The organism is Serratia sp. MMO-28 (genome assembly GCF_037199905.1).
Lineage (GTDB): Bacteria > Pseudomonadota > Gammaproteobacteria > Enterobacterales > Enterobacteriaceae > Chania > Chania oryzae.
In genome coordinates, this window is sequence record NZ_JBBCVB010000005.1 from 36191 (window position 1) to 58591 (window position 22401).

The following is a 22401-nucleotide window of genomic DNA, read 5'->3' on the forward strand; positions in this document are numbered from 1 at the left end:
ATAACGGAAGTTGGGCCCCGTGGGTTGGGGCCTGAACGGCAGAATTTACTCGTGATGGTGGGAATCATGCTGACGGGCGAAGGTGACCTCCATCCGGGCTCCTCCCAGCGGGCTGTCGCTGATGGTAATGTGCCCGTCATACTGCTCGATAATCTCGGCCGCCACCGACAGCCCCAGGCCTTGCCCCGGGCGCAGGGTATCGACACGCTGGCCACGCTGAAAGATCAGTTCTCGCTTGCTTTCAGGGATGCCAGGGCCATCGTCATCGATCACAATGGTGAGATACTTGTCCGAGTGCAGCGAGGTGATTTCCACAAACTCCAGGCAGTATTTGCAGGCATTTTCCAAGACGTTGCCCATCACTTCCATAAAATCGTTTTTCTCACCCATAAAAGTCACTTCTGGTGAGATATCCAGCGTGATCGCCACCCCTTTGCGCTGGTAGACCTTGTTCAGCGCCAGAACCAGGCTATCGAGCAGGGCCGAGACCGAATGAACCTCGCGCGCCAGCACGGTCTGCCCTGAATTGATACTGGCCCGGTGCAGGTAATAGCCAATCTGCTGTGAAATACGGCTGATCTGCTCAAGCATGATCGGCTCCGCTTCTTCGATAGTGGTTTGGTTGCCGGAGCGTAGTGAGCGCAGGGTGGTTTGCAGCACCGCCAACGGTGTTTTCAGGCTGTGGGTCAGGTCCGACAGCGTGGTGCGGTATTTGGTGTAACGCTGGCGTTCGTTGCGCAGCAGAATATTGAGATTACGCACTAATCCACGCAGCTCACTGGGGGGATTTTCGTCCAGTTGCTCGCGTTCACCATTTTCCAATTCGCCGACCTGGTTCACCAACGCCTTGATCGGCCGCAGGCTCCAATACGCCGCCAGCCACAGCAGGGGCACCACTAACAGCAGATTGGCCAGCAAAACATAGCTGAACCATTCCCACACCACGTCTGAACGTTGCAGTTCCTGTGGAATACTGTCAACCACCACAATGCTCAAGGCCGGTAAACGCGAGGTGGCGGCATAGGTGTTGACGGCCACCGAGTGGGTCAGGGCGTTCTGATCGGTTTCATCGTAATCTTTCAGCTGATTCTGGGCCTTAGGGTTATCCCCCAGCACTTCGCTACTGATACGGGTATCGGTATCAATTTCATAAAAGCCGGACTCTTCCAGCCACTCTTTTTTTATCAGCTTTTCCAATTCCGGGACTTTGCGCTGGCTCCACAGCAACTTGCCTTTATCGTCGTAGATAAACACCAAAGTAGGGGAGTTGATATCAAGATCCGGGGGAATGGCAATGGTTAATTTTTGCTCTTTCCATTGCGCCAGGCTGAAAAACAGGTTGCTTTCACCGCGCAGCAGGCGGAAGGAGGTTTTGTCGAAGCTGACGATATACCCGACGATCGCAACTAACCCATAGGAAAGTGACAGCGCCAGGATCACCCCGGCGGTTGCCATCAGAAAACGGGCTCGTAGCGAGAAAGGCTTTTTATCTTTTCTGAACATGATGTTCACTTAGCGTCAAAACGATAGCCCTGGCCACGCACGGTGGTGATTACGTCCTGTGGATGTTCAGCCTGCAATTTTTTACGCAGGCGGCCCATCAGTACATCGATGGTATGGCTCTCGCGCAGTTCGGCATCCGGGTAAAGCTGCAGCATCAACGAATCTTTGCTGACCACTTTACCGGCATTGCGGATCAGCGTTTCAATGATGGTGTACTCAAACGCCGTCAGCTTGATTTGCTGGTCATTGACGCTCAACTCGCGGCGCGAAAGGTCGATCTGAAAGGGCTGCAAGACGATCACTTGTGAAGCCAGGCCGCTGTTGCGGCGCATCAGTGCCTGCATACGGGCAATCACTTCTTCCAGATGGAAGGGCTTAGTGACGTAATCGTCAGCACCGGCCTCCAGCACCGCCACTTTATCCTGCCAGCTTTCGCGGGCGGTCAGCACCAGGATGGGCAATTTCATCTGCTGGGCGCGCCAGCGGCGAATCAGGCTCAGGCCGTCTTCGCCTGGCAGGCCGAGATCGACAATGGCGATATCTGGCGCATGTTCCTGCAAGAAATAATCCGCCTCTTTGGCATCTTCCGCCGCATCCACCTGATGTCCCATTTCGCGCATCTGTACCGACAGGTGGTGGCGTAACAGACCATTATCTTCAACAACCAGTATTCGCATGGAGCAGACTCCTGTAGATCGGGGGGTGAAGTTCTGGCCACCCACGCTCGATAGGTAACACATTTTCAGCACGTATTGGGGCTACCCTGATCGCGCTAAGTTATGGTAGGTATAACACGTTGATGCCGCAAGCTGGCGCTGTGAAATCAGTGTTATCACATAGTTGGATGCGGCAATTATCGACAGTCGGTTATAAACGCAGGATAAACAGTGTGTAAACAAAGCTAAACCAAACCTAAACGGGGAGGGATACTTTACCTGGCAGTGGCGACGTATTCTGTTGAGTTATTCAATTTTGCAGCAATCAGATGGAATAAATTTATGGCGATCAATCAATATGGCCAGCCCGTGGGGGAACCATTACCGGCATGGCAACCACGGCCACGGCCGACGGGTGTAACGCTGAGCGGTCAGTTTTGCCGCCTTGTTGCGTTGGATGCCGAACGAGATTTCGTTGCGCTGTTTAATGCTTATCAGCAAGCGCCAGATGGCCGCGACTGGACCTATCTCATGGGTGAACTGCCAGAAAACCCGGCAGCAATGCGGGCGCATCTGGAAAAGCTCCAGGCCAATACGGGGCTGGTGAATTTGCTGGTGCTCGACTCGCGTCATCAAACGCCGGTGGGAACGGTCGCCTTGATGCGTATTGAAGAGGCCAGCGGCGTGCTGGAGATTGGCCATGTTAACTGGTCGCCGTTGATGAAACAGCGCTCTTGCGCCACCGAGGCGATCTTTCTTCTGCTGCGCTACACCTTTGATGAGCTAGGCTATCGCCGCTGTGAATGGAAGTGTGACAGCCTGAATGAACCCTCCCGCCAGGCTGCGCGGCGTTTCGGTTTCAGCTACGAAGGGCGGTTTATGAAAGCCCTGGTGACCAAAGGGCGTAGCCGGGACACCGACTGGTTTGCGATGACCGAAGATCGCTGGCCCGCTGTGCGCACTGCGTTTGCGCAGTGGCTGGATGAGGATAATTTTACCGCCGACGGGCAACAGAAACAGCGCTTGCAGGCGTTTATGCCGTAAAAAAGTGAGGCGACTGAACCGTCGCCTCGTTAGTCTTGCTTCAAGCTTATTTTAGCTCATCAACCATGCTGGCGGCGCGACCAATGTAGTTAGCCGGGGTCATGGCCTTCAGGCGCGTTTTCTCTGCTTCCGGCAGTTCCAGGCTATCGATAAACGCCTGCATACCGGCCGCATCTACGCGCTTGCCGCGGGTCAGCTCTTTCAGCTTCTCGTAAGGTTTCTCAATGCCGTAACGGCGCATTACCGTCTGGATGGGTTCAGCCAGCACTTCCCAGTTGTGATCCAGTTCGTCCAGCAGGTGAGCCTGATTCACTTCCAGCTTGCTGATGCCCTTCAGCGTGGCCTGATAGGCAATCAAAGCATAACCCAGGCCGACGCCCAGGTTGCGCAGCACGGTGGAATCGGTCAAGTCGCGCTGCCAGCGGGAAACCGGCAATTTGCTTGCCAAGTGGCCCATCACGGCATTGGCCAGGCCCAGGTTGCCTTCGGAGTTCTCGAAGTCGATCGGGTTGACCTTATGCGGCATGGTGGAAGAACCGATTTCACCGGCAATGGTTTTCTGCTTGAAGTGATTGAGGGCGATGTAACCCCAGATATCACGGTCAAAGTCGATCAGAATGGTGTTGAAGCGCGCGACGCAGTCGAACAGTTCGGCGATATAGTCGTGCGGCTCGATCTGGGTGGTGTACGGGTTCCAGGTAATGCCCAGCGAAGTGACAAACTCTTCGCTGAAACGGTGCCAGTCCACTTCCGGATAAGCCACGATATGGGCGTTGTAGTTGCCCACGGCACCGTTGATTTTGCCCAGGATTTCAACGCGTTCCAACTGAAGGAGCTGGCGCTCCATACGGTAGGCGACGTTGGCGAACTCTTTACCGACGGTGGACGGGGTCGCAGGTTGACCGTGGGTGCGCGACAGTAGCGGAATGTCGCGGTACTCCAGCGCCAACCCTTTGATCGCATCTATGATTTGGCGCCAGAACGGTAGCACCACCTCTTTGCGCGCCGTTTGCAGCATCAGCGCGTGCGACAGGTTGTTGATATCTTCTGAGGTACAGGCGAAGTGGATAAACTCCGACACCGCATGCAGGGCAGGGATGGCTTCCACCTTTTCTTTCAGGAAGTATTCAACCGCTTTCACATCGTGGTTGGTGGTGCGCTCAATGGTTTTGATGCGTTGTGCGTCTTGTTCGCTGAATTCGGCGACGATCTTATCAAGGTAAGCGTTTGCGTCGGCGTCAAAAGCCGGAACTTCCTGGATTTCTGCGCAGGCGGCCAGTTTTTGCAGCCAACGTACTTCAACCTGCACGCGGAATTTCAGCAGACCGTATTCGCTGAAAATGGGGCGCAGTGCGCTGACTTTATCACCGTAGCGTCCGTCAACGGGGGAAACGGCGGTCAGTGAGGATAATTCCATCGGTAGCAACTCCTGGGATCGATTAACAATGAGCAACGATATTTTGCGCCTGTTTGAACAGACGATTACGAGAAAACATTAATTGCAGGCGGCTGCCGCCGACCTGTTGCCACAGCACGGCAGCACGGATGCCCGCGAGCAGCGTAGCGCGTACTTTGGCCTGAACCTGTGGGTTCTGCAGAATGGCCGGTGAACCTGTAACCTGAATACGCGGCCCCAGCGGAGCCACAACATCGACATAAATCCCAGCCAGTGCGCTGATAATGGTGTCTGACTCCAGCTCGAAATGTGCCAGTTGGCGTTCTAGCTGGCTCAGGCGCTCGCCAAGGGTATTCATCGCCGACTTGTTGGCGTGCAGTTTGCGCTCCAGCACCATCAGGCTGATGGTGTAGCGAGTCAGTTCTGCGGCCAGGCCCTTATTGTTGGCGTTGAGCACGCCCATCAGCGTCTCCAGGCCCATTTTCAGGTTACGTTCCTCACCGCCAAATACCGCCAGCGTAGAAGGTGGGTCCATCTGCAACAGGCTGTTCAGCGAGGTGTGGAACGCTTCGCGATCGGCTTGCCCTTCGTGCGCCAACTGTTGAACCAAGCGCGCTGACTGGCTGATTCCAGCCATTGCTAGCGTGATGTCGTAATAATTCTTCGCCACGATTACTCCTGTAAGCGTTGTTCGATAATGCCGCCGCCCAGGCAGATATCGCCCAGATAGAACACGGCGGACTGGCCTGGGGTCACGGCAGCCACCGGCTCGTCGAAGCGCACTTCAATGCGTTCTGCGTCGAGCGGTGTAACGGTGCAGGGAATATCCTGTTGGCGATAACGGGTTTTTACCGTACAGCGCAGGGTTGCTGTCAAAGGCTGGCGATCGACCCAGTGCAGTTGTTGAGCGATCAGGCCTGTGGACATCAGGCGTGGATGATCGTGGCCTTGGGCGACGATCAGAATATTGTTGGCGACGTCTTTATCCACCACGTACCACGGATCTTCGCTGCTGTCTTTCATCCCGCCAATGCCCAGCCCTTTGCGTTGGCCGAGGGTGTGATACATCAGCCCTTGGTGTTCACCGATGGTCTGGCCGTCAACGCTGACGATCGGACCAGGCTGTGCGGGCAGGTAGCGGCCAAGGAAGTCGCGGAATTTACGCTCGCCGATAAAACAGATGCCGGTAGAGTCTTTTTTCTTGGCGGTAACCAGTTCCAACTGCTCTGCAATGTGGCGCACCTGTGGTTTTTCCAGCTCGCCTACCGGGAACAGGCTTTGTGCCACCTGCTCGTGGCTGAGGGTGTAGAGGAAATAGCTCTGGTCTTTGTTGCCGTCGATACCGCGCAGCAGGCGGCTTTTGCCGTCAACGTCCTGGCGGCGCACATAGTGGCCGGTGGCGATGTAGTCGGCCCCCAGATCTTCGGCGGCGAACTCCAGGAACGCTTTGAATTTGATTTCTTTATTACACAGGATATCCGGGTTTGGCGTGCGGCCGGCTTTATACTCTTCGAGGAACAGCTCGAACACGTTATCCCAGTATTCGGCCGCGAAATTCACCGTGTGCAATTCAATGCCGAGTTTGTCGCAGACCGCTTGCGCGTCGGCCAAATCGGTGGCGGCAGAGCAGTACTCTTCGTCATCGTCCTCTTCCCAGTTCTTCATGAACAGCCCAGCGACCTGATAGCCCTGTTGCTGTAACAGATAGGCAGTAACGGAAGAGTCGACACCGCCGGACATCCCGACGATTACTTTTTTCTGGCTGTTGTCTGACATGGGGATCTCACGAACTTGAACATAGACTGCAATAAAAACAAGCGCAGTACTTTACCACGTTGGCCGCCGGTGCGCACGGCACTTATACCCTTATTACTTGAAGCAGCAGCGTTGTTGGTTGCGGGCAGTGGCTCGGCCCGTTGCCTTTGGGGCCGCTGCAATTCCAAGTAAGGCGGGTATATATGCCATCAAAATGGCCAGTTGAAGCTGGCAACCAGCGACAGCGGATAACGCTCCGGCTGCTGATAGCAGCGAATGCTCTCGGCAACCAGCGGAGAGCGCAGGTTGTTGGCCGCAAAGATTTGCTCGGCGCTCAGCCACAGACAACGATCGATATCACGATCATGGGGTTCGGTGGGCAACGGGGTTTCCAGCTCAATCACGAAGCTGAAACGCAGAAACGGCGTGCCGTCTGGTGCCAGCCACTGATGCATGCGCAAGAACGCCTGCGGTGTGGCGCGAATACCGGTTTCTTCCCACAGTTCGCGCTCAGCGGCCTGGATCAGCGTTTCATCCGCTTCCAAATGGCCCGCGGGCTGATTCCACAAGGCTTTGTGATTGATGGTTTCTTCAACGATCAAAAACTTACCGGCGGCATGAACCACGCAGGCAACGGTAACGTGTGGTTTGAACATGGTGGCTCCTCTGGCGGTTAAAGCGAATCAAGCGTTTGCCATTCGCCGGGCTGCAGCGTGCCCAAGGAAAGGTTTCCCATACTGTAGCGAATCAGGCGCAGAGTAGGGAAGCCGATATGCGCCGTCATGCGCCGCACTTGGCGGTTGCGGCCCTCATACAAGGTGATTCGCAACCAACTGGTCAGTATGGATTTGCGCTCGCGGATTGGCGGGTTGCGTGGCCAAAGCCATTGCGGTTCCTCCACCCGTTCCACGCCAGCGGGCAAGGTTGGGCCATCTTTTAGCGTGACGCCGTGGCGCAATGGGGCCAGATCGCTTTCTTGCGGTTTGCCCTCCACCTGTACGTAATACACCTTGCCGGTACGTTTACCGGGCTGTGTCAGTTGTGCCTGCAATTTGCCGTCGTTGGTCAGCACCAGCAATCCTTCACTGTCGCGATCGAGGCGCCCTGCGGCATAGACGTCGGTAAAGGGAATAAATTCTTTCAGCGTGGTGCGCCCGGCTTCGTCGGTAAACTGCGGCAATACATCAAAGGGTTTGTTGAATAACACCACCCGGCGCGGCTCCTGCGGCGCTGTACGCGCGGCGGGCCTGGTTGAGCTGAATCGTTTAACTTGGTGATTTTTAACAGGGAATTTATTCATAGTCGTTGATATTACGGATGATAGGCGCATTATAACCGAATCCGTTTCGGATTGGCGCGGACTGAATATTCAAGTAGTATTGACACGCATCTTACAAAGCATTAACAAAAATTGCGCTTGAAGAATGAAGGAGAGGTTGATGGAAAGCAAAGTAGTTGTTCCGGCAGAAGGTAAAAAGATTACGGTTGATGCCCAGGGTAAACTGGTTGTTCCGCCTAACCCGATCATCCCGTTCATCGAAGGTGACGGGATTGGCGTCGATGTTACCCCTGCTATGATTCACGTGGTTGATGCAGCAGTTAAAAAAGCCTACCACGGCGAACGTAAAATCTCCTGGATGGAAATCTATACCGGTGAAAAATCCACCCACGTTTACGGGAAAGACGTGTGGCTGCCGGATGAAACACTGGATCTTATTCGTGACTACCGCGTTGCTATCAAAGGCCCACTGACCACTCCGGTGGGTGGCGGTATCCGCTCCCTGAACGTTGCCCTGCGTCAGCAGCTCGATCTGTACGTGTGTCTGCGCCCGGTGCGTTACTACCAAGGTACGCCAAGCCCGGTTAAGCACCCGGAACTGACCGATATGGTGATCTTCCGTGAAAACGCCGAAGACATCTACGCCGGTATTGAATGGAAAGCCGGTTCAGCAGAAGCTGATAAAGTGATCAAGTTCCTGCGCGAAGAAATGGGCGTGAAGAAAATTCGCTTCCCAGAGCAGTGCGGCATCGGCGTGAAGCCATGTTCTGAAGAGGGCACCAAGCGCCTGGTGCGTGCGGCGATCGAATATGCGATTGCCAACGATCGTGATTCAGTGACCCTGGTTCACAAAGGCAACATCATGAAGTTCACCGAAGGTGCCTTCAAGGATTGGGGCTACGAACTGGCGCGTGAAGAGTTTGGCGGTGAGCTGATCGACGGTGGCCCATGGCTGAAGATCAAGAACCCGAATACGGGCAAAGAGATCGTGGTTAAAGACGTGATCGCCGACGCATTCCTGCAGCAAATCCTGCTGCGCCCAGCGGAATATGACGTGATTGCCTGTATGAACCTGAACGGTGACTACATTTCTGACGCCTTGGCCGCACAGGTTGGTGGTATCGGTATCGCCCCAGGTGCCAACATCGGTGACGACTGCGCGCTGTTTGAAGCCACTCACGGTACCGCGCCTAAGTATGCCGGCCAGGATAAAGTGAACCCAGGTTCTGTGATCCTGTCGGCTGAGATGATGCTGCGTCATATGGGTTGGTTCGAAGCGGCTGACCTGATTGTTAAGGGAATGGAAGGTGCCATCGCTGCCAAGACCGTGACCTATGACTTTGAACGCCTGATGGAAGGCGCTAAGCTGCTGAAATGCTCAGAGTTTGGCGACGCTATCGTTAAACACATGTAAGCCTGTTTTAGCGTTGAATGATTACGGGAGCTTATGGCTCCCGTTTGTTTTTTCCCCTCAAAAAATTCTTCTGCAAAACCCCTGCAAAACTCTTCTGCAAAACTGTACATAAAATAGGCTATTTTTCCCCTCCAACGACCTTCCAATCTTTCCCTCGATCATCGTTATAACGGTCAGTTTGATGCTGGTTTTTATGCCCTAATAAATCCTTGGTATTCACTTTTTGTTCCCTGTACAGGCGTTCGGCCAGTGAGCGGATTTCGTGAAAGGTTGGGGGAGTACCTTTTTCCCAAGACAGGCCAGAAAGATCGCGAATTTTTTTGAAACTGCTACTTAACGTGTTGGGTTGAACCAATCCGCCACGCCTTGCCATTGATGTATTGTGCGTGTAATGCACCAGGTATGGGCTGACGATATTATCCCGGCACTGGATGATCACTTGTTCTAGTGACATGTCGATTGCATCACAGTGAAGAGAAAGTGGGATCGCAACTTTGGATCCGGTTTTCGCTTGCTCAATATGCAAGTGTTCATCCCAGATGTCGGAAAACTTCATTTTGCTGATGTCACCGACACGTTGAGCAGTTACCAGCCCCAACAACATAGCATTCCTCATATACTCAAATGGTGGCTCAATAACGGCCAGGATGGCATTAAACTCATCTAATATCATACGTTCACGTCCGATTCTGTTGTGCGGGTTTTTAGTTGCCTCTGCAGGGTTGTAGCCCGGAGGAACCTCGCCAGCGTGCTGAGCCTCCTTGAACACATCGATAAGCGTGGTTCGAACGACTTGGGCCATTCTGGAGTAGCCCCGATTTTTGTAATCATCGAGAATATCGGCAATATCACGTGTATCAACATCCCTGATCGGTTTTGTCGCCAGTGCGGCACGCATGGCCTTCACAGGTGCCAGTTTCTGTTTTACTGTATTTTCGGTGATTTCTTTCGCTGCTTTGCGTTCGTCTTGGATTTTCAAGTAACGGTCGAGCCACGTTGATAAGCTTAACAAAGACGGCGATTACTCAGGCCCTCCGCCAACTCAAAAAGGCTGGCTGTGAAAAAGGGGAGTTGTACGCTTACCTGCTCGACATTCTCGAAGGTCGGCAAAAAAGCAGCTTGGCGTTCTGCACTGACAGAGAGGCGGCCACAATAGACCAGGTGATTGGCTCCGTGCTGCTGGAGCACCCCGGGCTAAAATTCATCATCCATGAGCGCTATCTCGGCTGGGGCAAAAGTAAAAAGGCCATGGCCGCCGATCTGCATGATAAGCGTCCTGATTGGTGCCTACGTACGTGCGAAACCCGTATTGATGTTTGGCTCAGGACTGCGGAATTCATGCTTTATCTGCCGATGAGCGACGCATTCAATTCAAACATTGATCGATTTGACGTTGACTTTGTGCGAAAATCGGCTAAATTCATATAAGCTTCGCGAAGTTGTATCCGCAGCGACAAATTCAAAAAAAACCCGCACAATTGGCGGGTTTTTTTCTGTGGATTTATAGGGTTGTCAGTAAAAGGCATGGATGGCGTACAATGATTTTTTTCGACTCGCGTGACCCTTTGATCTGGGTCCTATACATAATGTTTGGTCCTGTGCATTACTGGCCCATTCCTGTCTTATTCGCTATAGGCTTTATTTTTGCGGGATTTAAACAGAAAAAATGGTTAATGTGGGTTTTTGCTTTCCCGTTTATTTTATGGGTTCTTTGCGTCATTATCTTCATTTTTTTGGCGGTGATTTAAGTTTTCTTAGCGTTTAAGTGTTCAACATATGTACGATGACGCATAAGAAATAGATTATGCAAAATGCTAACCATCCCAGCGGAAGGTACGCGCAAAAAATCACAGGTCTTTTCTTCTCAAAAAAGCCATATAAAAGCATTAACGCAGATGGTATGGCGAGATATGGCCACGAGAGAAGTGTATAAAGAACCCAAGAATCCAGATTAAACGACTTAAATGAAAATCCATATTTCACCTGAAGTAATGTTAATTCTAGGCATTGTCTAAGTTTTCTCATCTACATACAAACATATTTGGCTGCGCTAACGCGTGGCCTTTTTTATTTCTGCGCCCGGCGTTTGCTGAGCGATACAGCAAACCAGCAAACAAAGGAGCAATTATGAGTGAGCCGATCTCTGGTACCGGGGCGGTGGCAACAGCGGTTACTGGTGTGACAATTGTCGGTGTGTTTTCCAATCTTGATCCTGCTGTAGTAGTTGGAGCATTCGCAGGTGCGGCGGTTTTCGTTCTGTCTTCGAGTGACCTTCCAAACTTCAAGAAAATATGGATGTTGTCAACAACACCGCCTAATGTGTACTAGTGTGATTACCAAGGGATACTGACGGTATAATTACCAAGCGATTTTGACGCAACCAGAGTACCAACTCCTCATAGATCTATCAATCAAACGCCTATCAGGCCATTTGGTGTAATGATTTTGCTCTGGCGACACGTAAAGCCGTCGTGTTCATGTTTTGGCGAAGCCAGATACTGCGAACGCCTCCGGGACTGATGTCCATACCGTGCTCAGCCTTCACCTTTAGGGCGACTTTTTGCTGACCAAGATGAGGATGCTCGATGGAGAATTGCACAACCGTATTCTCAATGCTGAGCGCTGTGCAGTTTTTATGCCTCAGATTAGGCGTCTCTTGCCGTTTAAGTGCGTTGCTCCCACCTTCTTTAAGAAGTCGCCTGTGGCGGTAAATTGTATCGCGGGATACGCCGCTTAGGCGTGATGCTTCCGCGACATTACCAAGCTTGTCAGCCAGGGCCAGTACATCGAGTTTTTTCTGGACGTCGGTATCTTCCATTGACGCTTTGACGGGCTCCGTAACCTCTGACACCTGTAATTGTCTGCCTGCGAAGTGGGCACTGAACTGCTCATTTTTCCCTTTTCTGATTTCGATCTTTTGGTGCGCGATGGAGTGTTTTATCGGTGATTCGATGAAGTAGAATTTGTTGCCGTAGCTGAACGTATGGTCATTACGGATCTTGCGGTAAACCTTGGTGATACAGATATCGTCAAGGTTAGTGTGCCTGGACAGCGGGGTATATTCGGAGGCAGGTGTTCTTGCTTTGACCGTCAGTTTTTTGCGCCAGAACTGCGGTATAAACACATGCTGAAGGTAGCTGTTGGCACCCGCCATATCAATAATATTGTGCAGCCTCAGCTCTGGTATGAGCCGGTCTTGCAAGGTATCGAAGGCACGTTCAATACGCCCTTTACCCTGTGGTGAGCTGGCAAAGATGATTTCGATACCCAATTCCTCACAAGCCCGCTGCATCTGGGAGAAGTTGCAACGTTTGGGGCCACCGAAGATACCCGCCCGGTCAACGTACAACGTCTTAAACACGCCGTACTTCTCAATAACTGAGCGCATAACTTTCAGGCAGCCTGCGGTGGTTTCTGACGGGAAGAATTCAGCGTGTATATCGCTGTTGGCATCATCGATCATCGCAATCAGGCAGGATTTATTATTGCCAAACCAACGGTGCGTACTGCCGTCCATTTGCAGCATCAACCCTGGCGCTTCCATTCGCTCCCTGCGTTTGTGAACCCGACTTCGCCTGCGCTTTGCGCGTTTTACATGATGAATATCGTGTGCCCATTTTCTCAGTGTTTCACGCTTCACAACGATGTGTTCATTGGTTTGCAGCATTTCAGCGAGATGCTGCAAATTCAGGTCATAGTATTTTTCACGGATAAGCGCCTGAACTTGCTGTTTTAAAATATCCGGCGTTTTATTCGCCGGTTCACTCCCGGCGTTGCCATGAACAACAAACTGAAGTCCCTTATCTCGATAACGCTGGAGATAGCGTTCAATGGTACGTCTGGATTTATTGAGGAGCTTAGCGGCATTGGCAATAGTGATTTTATGCCCAGCCACTTTTGCAATGACATCCACGGTCAATTGGGCTTTGGAGTTCAACGTGATCATCCTTAGCGTTCCTCGAATGTACAAACAAAACATTCAAAGAACACGGTTACTAATTAACCGTCAATTTCCCTTGGTAATTCGCGACTACGACAGAATCGCGTGGTAGTTAAAGTACGACAAAATCGCTTGGTGTTAACAGCCTAATGTGTACTAGCTCAGACCTGATCTGACAGTTACCGGTTATTTATACAGGTATCTGTCAGATTACATCTGGTTTAAATTCTTCTCTGCCCAGATGCGCTTTCCATCAAGCAACGTTTCCATTGGCGTTCTTCCACAGCACATTTTCCCCTGATGAGTTCGCTCATTATTATAGTGAGCCAGCCATTCATCAAGATCCGATTGTAATGTATCGAGCTCACCATACAGCTTTTTACGGAACGTGAATCGGGCTTTACGCATGGTGAAATCAGTATGTCAGAAGATCTCTAAAAGTGAATGGTTCGTTTTGCAGGGATATTTACAAACTCACGGGCTACGGCGGTAATAGCAACCTGCGACTTTTTTCCTTTCTGAAGAAGGGTGTTATAACGGGCACACAGGCGTTGCTGAGCTTTCCACGTGATATCTATGGATACCTGCGTAGCAGTGGAAGGTCGGTAAGTTATCAACCAACTGCCTACTTTTGCTCGTGAGCGATATGACCAGGCAGCTTCGTATAACAAACGCCTAAGCTCACTGTTACTAATTTTGGTTATGCCTCGGGAGCGGACTTTGCTGCCACTGGAGTATTCTCCAGGTATCAACCCCAGGTAAGCCATTATTTGTTTCGGGTTAGGGAAACGGGCAAAATCACCCAGTTCAGAAGCCAGCGAAATGGCAATGGTTTTTCCGACACCTTTCAGCGCCTGGAGTTGGCAGACTAGATTGTAAAGAGGCCATTCGGGTAGCAGACGGTCAATCTCTTGATCCAGTTGCGTTATTCGATTTTCAATTTGTTCAAGGCTTTGGCAATAATGTTGAAACGCAATCTGCTGTGAAGGCAGTGGAAAGGTTTGATTTGCCAGCCACATCCGATGTCGGTATCCCCATGGTTTCTTGTCATAGCGTCTATCAGTGCGCAACAACATGCTCTGGATACGCTGACGAGCAATCCTGCAATCCTGTTTGGCGGATGCGCGTGCACGAACCAAATCTCGCATAGCCTCATGTACAATGTCAGGGCTCCAGACAGGTATCAGTTCACCTGCCCGTAACAACCGGGCTAGACCAACCGCATCCCTGTGATCATTTTTGATCCGGTCTGTTGGTGATTTCGGTATCCGAGAGGGTGCAACGACAATGCATTTAACGCTCATCGCCATTAACTGGTGATAAATACCATACCCACAGGGACCCTCTTCATAACAAGCCATCACTGACGGATATTGTTTCTGTAACTTTAGAAACAAATGATGAATACTTTGCTGTTGATTGGGAATATTGCCATAAAAGCGTATTTCACCACCACGCTCTGGGTTGGCAATAGCGACGGCCAGAGACTCTTTATTAACATCCAGACCGACATAAACTGAAGGGGAATTCTGTAACATAATGACCTCCAATAATGCACTAATGCTGAAGTGATTATATCAAGGTCATACCATCTGGCTCTTTGCCGGGTCGTTACGGGCTGGGCAAAGGATGGCGGCTATCCTGAGTCTGCTGGAAACCGCCAAACTCAACGGCCACGACCCGTATATCTGGTTGCGCGTTGTGCTGACCCGTTTACCTACCTGGCCGAACAGCCAGATCAGCGAGCTATTACCCTACGCCGAAAACAGCTTCAGTTAATATCCGCCAGCTTATTACATTATTTTAATCACACAACGCGAGTTCGCCGTACGCTTACCTCCAAACAGGAGGATCTATGACTCAATCGTACAATTTGGGTGATTTTCCCAAAGATGAGATGGACAAGGTAAACGTCGATCTGGCGGCGTCCGGCGTTGCGTACAAAAAGTGGCTTAATCTGCCTGTGCTCCCTATACATGTGGAGGCTGAATAGCCGAAGCATCTGCAGGAGTATTTCAGGGAACGGCTGGCTCATTACCGCAAGCTAAAGTGAAAGCCTACCACACGGTAATGATCTGGTGTATCAGCAGATGGCTGAGTCTAACGGCGAGAAATAGCTAAAGCTTGGGCGTTCGAGGAGTTAAGAGTGACGCCGATATAATCTTTGTACTGGTTCGGTAGCTGATAGTGCGGAGATCGCATGTTCGAAATCTGCCCTTGCTCTATTTGTCTAAAAATTTGTATTTTGATGCCAAAAATGGATAAATGCATTGAATCATGGCTGTTATTTACTCGCTTTATAGGGCTATGGATTGAAAACTTCATAAAAGCTAAACATTTAGCTGTTAATTTAACATTTGAAATGTATTGCGGTTAATGGGGATATTGTAATATCTTTCATGAATTAATTTCATTAACAGGATTGTGGTAGGTAATGATGGCTAAAGGTACTAACAAGTATGGACTTAAACGTGATCCTGGCGAAGAAATCAGACGTCAAATCAGGCAACGATGTGGATTTGGATGCGTAATATGTGGGCTTGCATTTTATGATTATGAACATTTTGCTCCCGATTTTGCTGATGCAAAGGAACACAACCCTAAAGGGATGACGTTATTGTGTGCGCAATGTAATCAGAAGAGAGCTAGGGGCAGGCTGTCTGCAGATACTGTTGCTAGAGCGAATGCAAGTCCTAAGTGCCTTCAGCAAGGGTTTTCACAAGAGATGTTTGATTTTGGCATTGAACCTATAACAGTTAAATTTGCCGGTTCAACATTCCGAAATTGTCAGCATTTAATCGCAGTAAATGACTTGCCTCTGCTGTCAATTACACCACCTAAATATGAAGGGCAGCCAGTATTAGTGTCTGGACTTTTCACTAATGCTGATGGTCAGATAACTTTATCTATTAAAGACAATGAGTTCTATATTGGACCGGAAAGTTGGGATGTGCAATGTGTAGGCCCATTATTAACATTCAGGAATGGTTTGGGCGATATATCTCTTATTATAAGGTTACATACACCGTCTGGTTTGTCGATTGAACGATTGGTTATGAAATATCAAGGTATTGTGCTGAATGGTACGGAAAATAATCTGAGGTATAGCCTGGATAATGGCATTCATTGGGGTGAGATGAAAAATAGTTTATTCGAAAGTTGTCATGCGGGAATTGTGTTAAAAAATGGCCCTCCTTCTGCGAATGACCAAGTATATGACCCGCGAAACCTATTTTAAATACGTTGCTGCGCATTTATGGGCGAGAAAATGCATTGTCGATATTTGCGATTGAATTAATGGCTAACAACAAGGAAATACTATAATGAATGATTGCCGCTAGCACAGGATGAATATAAGAGACTTAAGGAAACTATGTATCCTTAAGTGTGTATTCCAATACTATTCCCTCTTAACAACTGAGCATCAGCCAATTGATGGTTATCAGGAGGAAAAGTTTCGGATGGATGGAGATACATTGATAACGTAACTCAATGGAAGTTCACGCTTATACCATTAGAGTGAGTGGCTTAGTGGAATAAATAGAATTTAGGTGGCTGAGACCGTTTATTTATTGCATAACAGAACAGCTTCCCAATTGAGGCTGCTGCGTTATGCGCAAGCAAAACCACCTGCAGATCCTGCCTGGTCGCCCTGACCGTTATCTGCTGGTGGTTTTTTTATTGAGTAAGATGGGCGGCCGTCGGTAGTTGGAGCTACAGGTGCCATTCATACCCATAAACGCCGTCATGATGAGTACGAACCAAGGCCCACCCGCTCTTGAGAGCAAGGCCATATTAAGATACCCGCGACATTATTGCCACATCCATACGCTGCCTTGACGCGATTTGGCAACCGGGTTATCGGTACCAGAAAGGAGGCGTGATGTTACAAGATTTTTCCAGCCAAGGCGTGGCACAGTTGGGACTGTTTGATGAATGCAAACCCCAGCCTAATAGCGAACGGCTGATGGTGGCTGTATAAACGTTCTGAAAGAGAGCGCTGCTTATGAAATGTTGCTGGCGTTCCCGATCTCCAATTGATGTTTGCGAGATCTCTGGCTTTACTGAAACTCATGGTTAACGTGTTTGCAGATACCTGAGCTCCGCGCTCCGCCATCGAAGTACTACGAAAGTAATGAACCTGGTACTGGCTGACCACATGATCTCGGCTGCGGGCCACCACTTTGTTTTTCAGCTCGGTATGGTTTGTAATGCCCCACTTCTGTTTCAACTGCTCAACCTGGGCCCGAGCCGCGCTGTAAGTTTAGCTTGTTCTATCGCTGCCTGGATTTCGACGGCGATACCTTCACCATCAACCAGTGGTGCACTGTCCTGCAATTGGTTGGCTACCTCGTCTTATGTCCTACCACCGATAGCACTGTTGCAAAAGCGTGAAAGTTCGCCGTTTGAAGGTATAACGTTTGGTGACGCAGTAGAGGCTTTGCAGATTAAGCAAGGTGAAATGGATATATGTGCCTCACGCATTGAAGCGTTGACTAAATGGTAATTGACTGCGGCAATAAAGTAATAAATTCACATTATTTATTTTTATCAATAAGTTAAAAGGAATCGAGAGATGAAAACACATTTAGCGGTATTAGTTGTGACTGTCGCAGCATCATTTTCGGCTATGGCGGTTTCAACATCAGATATTCAGAGTGCAAAGGTTATCACTGTCACCACAAAGACGACTGCTGGTTATCTGAATGTTGCCAATGGGCGTAATTGCTTGGCAGAGAAGACCCTGGGTGAGCCTGCGTTGCTGGCCTGTGACGACACAACGCCAGTCACCCCGGAAGAAGAGTCGTCCACACTTCACTATATTGTACTGAACAGCGGTCAATGCCTGTCTGATGAAGGCAGTACACTGGGGGTTGCAACGTGTGATTATCAGAATACAAAACAGCAGTGGAAAGCGTTTCAGGATATTCAGACTGAGGTGCGTAATATAGCATCAAATAAATGCCTGACGACGGCAGGATTAAATAAACCAGTAAAGATGCTTGCATGTAGCGGCCTGCCTGCACAAAACTGGAAACTGCCCCAATAAAAGTGCAATCGTCATTCCTGATGGCATTCACTGAGCGTCATCAAGTGATGCACAACAACCAAGAGCCTCGGCATAATCCGGGGTTTTTCTGTTTGGACTATCCGCAGCGATCACATCCTCAAGTGTGATAATCATATGTGCCAGAACTGACCGAGTAACTTTTGGGCTGGCGTGCAAGCAAATCAATAAAAATCGCAGGCAAAAAAAACCACCACTCTCCGTCGAGTGGTGGGGGTCATTTGACCAACACCAGGGAAATAAATATTCTTCATGCTAGACATTAAACGGAATATTTAATTATCTTAATGTGAAGAATAGCTAATGTTTGCTTGGTAAATCAATGCTTATTGCATCATTATTTGATGCGCTTCAAAAAAAGAGACAACTGTCTTTCGACAGCGCATGGATGGTTAACTCATAAGGTGTAGCGTACATCGAGTGGGAGTTTAAATAAGTATTCTTGGTATGAATGCTTTTATCTGATTAATACTAATTAGTTGGGTGAATATTAAATTATTTTTCATTGTTTTGTATGGAAATTGATCTCTTTGTGGGTGCGATGGGTTGCTACCATCGTTCTGGTTTCTGCCACACCTCATAGATATATCGTGACTAAATCCAAAAGTTGCCCATACAGCCTTTTACTCAGTAATCGCCACGTGCAGAATCAACGACGGATACTGGAACCCACCCCAATAGTCGCACTTGAATTACCTGAGCTACCGACAGAACCCGCTACCCAAGCTGAAGAGCAGCCAACTAGCAAGGTGACTAAAACGGTGCAAACGATGATTTTCATAGGACCTTCTTGAGTTTTTGATGGGTGGTACACCTTAAGTAAAGGTGGTTGACGACATTTGTGCAATACCGCGAGGGGGCAAGAACGTGTAATCACGAAGAATCTCGGCGCTGGCGAGGGCTTTTGTGCACGATAGAAGCTGCGCGGTCTTCATTGGAATTTAATTCTAAATTTTTCGTTAAATTCAGCTGATAAAACCAATTTTTGGATTAAAAACCAAGTCGGGTTAAAAAATTCTCGAAGTTATAGAAAACATAACAGCAGGAAATGCTAAGTAACAAACTGAATGTGCACCCTGCAAGTAGCAATGTCGCGCTTGTACAAGAAGAGAACGACGCTGCTACTTTATCAAGGCTTAAATAGGCTGATTTATAACCAGCTGGTATTCTTCCATCCGTTATTTTCCATGCAGGATGAGAAGGCTTCTCGCCTACTCTGTTTGTTAACGTCAAGGGGATAGCTTTCAACGCCTAATTTCTTTTCATACCGATAACCGCTACTGTCGCAATTCTCGCCAGCTTTACATTTTATGGAAATTTGTTTCTCAACACTTCTGGTAGCGACTTCATTCTTAATTGGAAATTGGGATAATGAGAGACTCTGGCAAATATTCTGTGCATTTTGCAGAGTTACTGGCGGATTTCCAATCGGTTCCCATGAGGCAGAACAGCCCGATAAGACAAGGGGAAAAATTATAATAGAGGCTTTGCTTTTCACTGTAAATATCCTGCGATGGTGTCGAGCTTTCTAAATCAGAAAATGGAATATTATGTTCAGGCGTCTTTTCGCGTGTTGGCGCTAATCAACCTGACCCGAACAGGTTATTATTACGGTTGTCGGTGTTAACATTGATCCGTTATTTTAACTAAAGAGGCTTGATAGACACTGTTATCAGAAGACGAGAATGTGGCTAATCCTTTAACCAACGCCTTGGGCTTTAAGATACCTACGGTGAGTGTTTCATCCACAGTGTCAAGCTTAAATTTTTTGTCATCTGGAGCAAATGCTTGAAGGCATAGCTTATTCAGGTCAATATTTTTGTCAGACAGGTTCGCTAGCGAAACGGTAAAATCCTTGGTATGAAAACTATGGTTGCCAATAGAGGCTGAGCCTTGCTGTTGCTGAGTCGCATAAACGGCCACGGAAGCAGTAGTGGTCGCTAGAACAGGCAGGCTACAAACGCTGAGTGCAGAGGCAATAATTAAGTGAGATAGTTGCATTTTTTAATTCCAATAAGTGGGTTTTAACAGGGGCGCAAATTGATAGTAGTGTATTAAGTCTAAATGCTTGATAAACAGATCATGGTCAAGGATAATCGCCGCTCTCTGCCCTGGTGCGCTATGAGAACAGTATATTACGCAATATTATTTTTCAGGGCATTAAGCCCTTCGCCTCTGGTTATAATATCATCTTGTGCTGAATGCTTGGCCGTCATATTTACTTGCCTACATCGGGGCTATTCAAATCGTAATCCATCTTTGCGGGTTAGGTGTGTCTATCTCTATCAATGGCAATATCATTAAAGTGCATAAGGGTGAACGGTTAATGTTTATTGGGATAGGGCTCGTTCACATTAACCAATCAGCGCCTAAGATGCTGCCAACAGTTACCGTTCTTGCACGACTGTCGGTGGCATCACATTGGCTGCTTTATTTCAACTTTCAGCTTGGGCAACAGCATTTTGGAAATATGACTGCGGAGGATAAAGGACTATTCTCGGCAAAAAACGTGCAACAATGTTTTAGTCTTCATTCTTACGGAAATAATGCCCGCAGTGAGGGCAGATCATCGTGATATTTTTGTTCAGCTTCTGGCGGTTTTGCGGCGAAACTTTATTGCATTTTGGGCAGGTGACATTGGCTGATGATGTATCACTGAACATCTTGAGGGCATCGAGGAGAGACATATCTTTCACCGGGTAGATGTGTGGTGAAGGCAGTGTACTCCGTTCGAGAGGGGATAGCTCACTATTGTTCAACGCACGGATTGGAATCGTGAAGCTTGCCTGATTCTGCTGAAATCGAAGGGAATGGCAATCCGCCAGGAAGAAGAAAAAAGCCCCTGCAAAGAGTGAGGGGCAAGTACAACAACACCAGGGAAATCGGTGATCCTTGATATGTGCTTACTATATGATTTTTGAGACGACAGTACATCAAAATATCGATGCAATATTGCATCACAATGATGAGTTTTTTTGTATAAAAGCTCCCTAAGCCATCATTAAGATCAATTATTGATCATAATGTCGATTGTTTAATCAGGCTAATGTCAGGAGCTCCTCGGCTTAAACACCAATGCGATCGCGCAACGTATAGTAGGCGGCGCCGATGGCGGTGAACGGGATCTGCAAGTTACGTCCACCAAAGAATGGCAGGTGCGGCAACTTGGCAAAGGCGTCGAAGCGCTCGGCGTCGCCACGCATCAACTCGGCAATCAATTTGCCCGCCAGATGAGTACAAGTCACGCCGTGGCCGCTGTAACCCTGCATATAGTAGACATTATTTTCTAACCGGCCGAACTGTGGCATGCGCGACAGCGTCAGCAGGAAATTGCCTGTCCAGCGATAGTCAATACGGACACCTTTTAACTGCGGGAAGGTTTTCAGCAGTTTGGGGCGGATAAGATTGTCGATATCGTCGGGATCGCGTGCGCCATACACCACGCCACCGCCATAAAGCAGGCGGTTATCGCCGGTAATGCGGTAATAATCCAGCAGGTAGTTACAGTCTTCCACGCAGTAGTTCTGCGGGATTAAAGAGGCCGCGACTTCTGGTGCCAGCGGCTCGGTGGTTACCACTTGGGTGCCGCACGGCATACTGCGCTTGGCCAAGCGGGGTTCCAGTTTGTCACCCAGATAGGCATTACCGGCAACGATGACATAGCGCGCCGTCACTTGCCCGCTGGCGGTGCTGACCAGCGCGGGCTCGCCGTGGCGGATGTTGGTGACTGCCGACTGTTCGAAAATCCGCCCGCCTTGCAGGCGAATGGCTTCGGCTTCGCCCAGCGCCAGGTTGAGCGGGTGAATATGGCCACCGCTGTGATCGAGCAGGGCGCCGACGTAACGATCGCTGGCCACTTCCTGGCGGATCCGTTCGCCATCCAGCAGCTCAAGTTGCGTATTGCCGTACCGTTCCCAGTTCTGCTTCTGCTCGATCAGGGCGTGATATTGTTTATTGTTGAGTGCGGCAAAAATGCCGCCTGGGCGATAATCGCATTCAATGGCGTAACGTTTAATGCGGCTGCGGATAATATCGGCCCCTTCAAACATCATGCTGCCCAGCATGCGGGCGCTTTCTGCACCGTAGCGCGCCTCAATCACGTCAATATCGCGGCTGTAGGAGTTGACCAACTGCCCCCCGTTGCGGCCGCTGGCGCCGAAGCCGATACGTGCGGACTCCAGCACGACCACGTTATAACCGGCTTCCACCAGAAACAGTGCTGAAGACAGGCCGGTATAGCCGCCACCGACGATACAGACGTCGCATTCAATCGATTCATTCAACTGCGGATAAGGCTGATGAGCATTGGCCGTCGCCGCATAATAGCTTTTTACGTGTTCAGTCAT

20 protein-coding genes and 6 pseudogenes are annotated in these 22401 nt (G+C 49.5%); 11 read left to right on the top strand and 15 right to left on the bottom strand.

Features of this window, described 5'->3' with window-relative positions; translation table 11 throughout:
* Positions 1-45: 45 nt before the first annotated feature.
* Both phoQ and phoP read right to left on the bottom strand, forming a co-directional pair.
* A complete protein-coding gene (phoQ, locus tag WG891_RS05665) occupies positions 46-1503 on the bottom strand; it encodes a two-component system sensor histidine kinase PhoQ (RefSeq protein ID WP_337261858.1) in 1458 nt (485 codons plus the stop codon).
* Between the two features lie 5 nt (positions 1504-1508).
* Positions 1509-2180: a two-component system response regulator PhoP gene (phoP, locus tag WG891_RS05670; RefSeq protein WP_337261859.1), complete on the bottom strand. Its 672-nt coding sequence runs from the start codon at positions 2178-2180 to the stop codon at positions 1509-1511.
* Positions 2181-2501: 321 nt separating this feature from the next.
* Here phoP and WG891_RS05675 point away from each other — a divergent pair, with 321 nt between their 5' ends.
* Positions 2502-3203 (top strand): GNAT family N-acetyltransferase, encoded by a 702-nt coding sequence (locus WG891_RS05675; protein WP_337261860.1) that lies wholly within the window; start codon positions 2502-2504, stop codon positions 3201-3203.
* Between the two features lie 46 nt (positions 3204-3249).
* On the opposite strand, the gene purB is transcribed toward WG891_RS05675, so the two are convergent.
* From purB to rluE, 5 genes are all read right to left on the bottom strand, one after another.
* Entirely contained in the window at positions 3250-4620 is a 1371-nt protein-coding gene (gene purB, locus WG891_RS05680; protein ID WP_337261861.1) for an adenylosuccinate lyase, read from the bottom strand.
* Positions 4621-4642: 22 nt separating this feature from the next.
* Positions 4643-5269, bottom strand: coding sequence for a high frequency lysogenization protein HflD (gene hflD / locus WG891_RS05685; RefSeq protein ID WP_337261862.1), 627 nt, complete (start codon positions 5267-5269; stop codon positions 4643-4645).
* 2 nt (positions 5270-5271) lie between these two features.
* Positions 5272-6375: a tRNA 2-thiouridine(34) synthase MnmA gene (gene mnmA, locus WG891_RS05690; RefSeq protein ID WP_337261863.1), complete on the bottom strand. Its 1104-nt coding sequence runs from the start codon at positions 6373-6375 to the stop codon at positions 5272-5274.
* A gap of 188 nt (positions 6376-6563) precedes the next feature.
* Entirely contained in the window at positions 6564-7010 is a 447-nt protein-coding gene (locus WG891_RS05695; protein ID WP_076939868.1) for an NUDIX hydrolase, read from the bottom strand.
* Positions 7011-7027: 17 nt separating this feature from the next.
* Positions 7028-7654 carry a 23S rRNA pseudouridine(2457) synthase RluE gene (gene rluE, locus WG891_RS05700; RefSeq protein WP_337261864.1) on the bottom strand — a complete coding sequence of 209 codons (627 nt, stop codon included), beginning with the start codon at positions 7652-7654 and terminating at the stop codon, positions 7028-7030.
* A gap of 139 nt (positions 7655-7793) precedes the next feature.
* Here rluE and icd point away from each other — a divergent pair, with 139 nt between their 5' ends.
* Positions 7794-9047 carry an NADP-dependent isocitrate dehydrogenase gene (icd, locus tag WG891_RS05705; protein WP_337261865.1) on the top strand — a complete coding sequence of 418 codons (1254 nt, stop codon included), beginning with the start codon at positions 7794-7796 and terminating at the stop codon, positions 9045-9047.
* Between the two features lie 118 nt (positions 9048-9165).
* Here icd and WG891_RS05710 read toward each other — a convergent pair whose 3' ends face one another.
* On the bottom strand, positions 9166-10026 hold the full coding sequence (locus tag WG891_RS05710; protein WP_337261866.1) for a tyrosine-type recombinase/integrase: 861 nt from the start codon (positions 10024-10026) through the stop codon (positions 9166-9168).
* Positions 10027-10043: 17 nt separating this feature from the next.
* Here WG891_RS05710 and WG891_RS05715 point away from each other — a divergent pair, with 17 nt between their 5' ends.
* Positions 10044-10475, top strand: coding sequence for a DUF1133 family protein (locus WG891_RS05715; RefSeq protein ID WP_337261867.1), 432 nt, complete (start codon positions 10044-10046; stop codon positions 10473-10475).
* A gap of 699 nt (positions 10476-11174) precedes the next feature.
* Positions 11175-11375, top strand: coding sequence for a putative holin (locus tag WG891_RS05720; RefSeq protein ID WP_337261868.1), 201 nt, complete (start codon positions 11175-11177; stop codon positions 11373-11375).
* 94 nt (positions 11376-11469) lie between these two features.
* Here the strand turns inward: WG891_RS05720 and WG891_RS05725 are convergent, their stop codons facing one another.
* The 3 genes and pseudogenes from WG891_RS05725 to WG891_RS05735 all read right to left on the bottom strand — a co-directional run.
* Positions 11470-12993: an ISNCY family transposase gene (locus tag WG891_RS05725; RefSeq protein WP_337261869.1), complete on the bottom strand. Its 1524-nt coding sequence runs from the start codon at positions 12991-12993 to the stop codon at positions 11470-11472.
* Positions 12994-13197: 204 nt separating this feature from the next.
* Positions 13198-13377, bottom strand: a pseudogene (locus WG891_RS05730) (IS481 family transposase); the annotation flags it as partial.
* An 83-nt stretch (positions 13378-13460) separates the two neighbouring features.
* A pseudogene (locus WG891_RS05735) lies at positions 13461-14525 on the bottom strand (IS110 family transposase); the annotation flags it as partial.
* Between the two features lie 43 nt (positions 14526-14568).
* Between WG891_RS05735 and WG891_RS05740 the strand changes: the two are divergent.
* From WG891_RS05740 to WG891_RS05755, 4 genes and pseudogenes are all read left to right on the top strand, one after another.
* Positions 14569-14766: pseudogene (locus WG891_RS05740) on the top strand (transposase domain-containing protein); the annotation flags it as partial.
* Between the two features lie 76 nt (positions 14767-14842).
* Positions 14843-14977: pseudogene (locus tag WG891_RS05745) on the top strand (DNA polymerase III subunit theta); the annotation flags it as partial.
* A gap of 444 nt (positions 14978-15421) precedes the next feature.
* Entirely contained in the window at positions 15422-16225 is an 804-nt protein-coding gene (locus tag WG891_RS05750) for a hypothetical protein (RefSeq protein WP_337261870.1), read from the top strand.
* A gap of 561 nt (positions 16226-16786) precedes the next feature.
* Positions 16787-16966, top strand: a pseudogene (locus WG891_RS05755) (DinB/UmuC family translesion DNA polymerase); the annotation flags it as partial.
* Here WG891_RS05755 and WG891_RS05760 read toward each other — a convergent pair.
* Positions 16964-17170: pseudogene (locus tag WG891_RS05760) on the bottom strand (integrase); the annotation flags it as partial. The pseudogenes WG891_RS05755 and WG891_RS05760 sit on opposite strands and share 3 nt — an antisense overlap.
* Before the next feature lie 18 nt (positions 17171-17188).
* Between WG891_RS05760 and lysC the strand changes: the two are divergent.
* Both lysC and WG891_RS05770 read left to right on the top strand, forming a co-directional pair.
* The gene (gene lysC / locus WG891_RS05765) at positions 17189-17494 is read left to right on the top strand and encodes an Rz1-like lysis system protein LysC (RefSeq protein WP_443006050.1); all 306 of its coding nucleotides are present in this window, start codon (positions 17189-17191) and stop codon (positions 17492-17494) included.
* Between the two features lie 69 nt (positions 17495-17563).
* Positions 17564-18037, top strand: a complete 474-nt coding sequence (locus WG891_RS05770) for a ricin-type beta-trefoil lectin domain protein (protein ID WP_337261871.1) — start codon at positions 17564-17566, stop codon at positions 18035-18037.
* 1641 nt (positions 18038-19678) lie between these two features.
* Here WG891_RS05770 and WG891_RS05775 read toward each other — a convergent pair.
* Entirely contained in the window at positions 19679-20056 is a 378-nt protein-coding gene (locus WG891_RS05775) for a DUF4354 family protein (RefSeq protein WP_337261872.1), read from the bottom strand.
* A 271-nt stretch (positions 20057-20327) separates the two neighbouring features.
* Between WG891_RS05775 and WG891_RS05780 the strand changes: the two genes are divergently transcribed.
* Positions 20328-20630: a hypothetical protein gene (locus WG891_RS05780; protein ID WP_337262006.1), complete on the top strand. Its 303-nt coding sequence runs from the start codon at positions 20328-20330 to the stop codon at positions 20628-20630.
* Here the strand turns inward: WG891_RS05780 and WG891_RS05785 are convergent.
* Complete coding sequence (locus tag WG891_RS05785; protein WP_337261873.1) at positions 20578-20742, bottom strand: YnfU family zinc-binding protein; 165 nt, start codon at positions 20740-20742, stop codon at positions 20578-20580. The two genes, WG891_RS05780 and WG891_RS05785, sit on opposite strands and share 53 nt — an antisense overlap.
* 378 nt (positions 20743-21120) lie before the next feature.
* A complete protein-coding gene (locus tag WG891_RS05790) occupies positions 21121-22401 on the bottom strand; it encodes an NAD(P)/FAD-dependent oxidoreductase (RefSeq protein ID WP_337261874.1) in 1281 nt (426 codons plus the stop codon).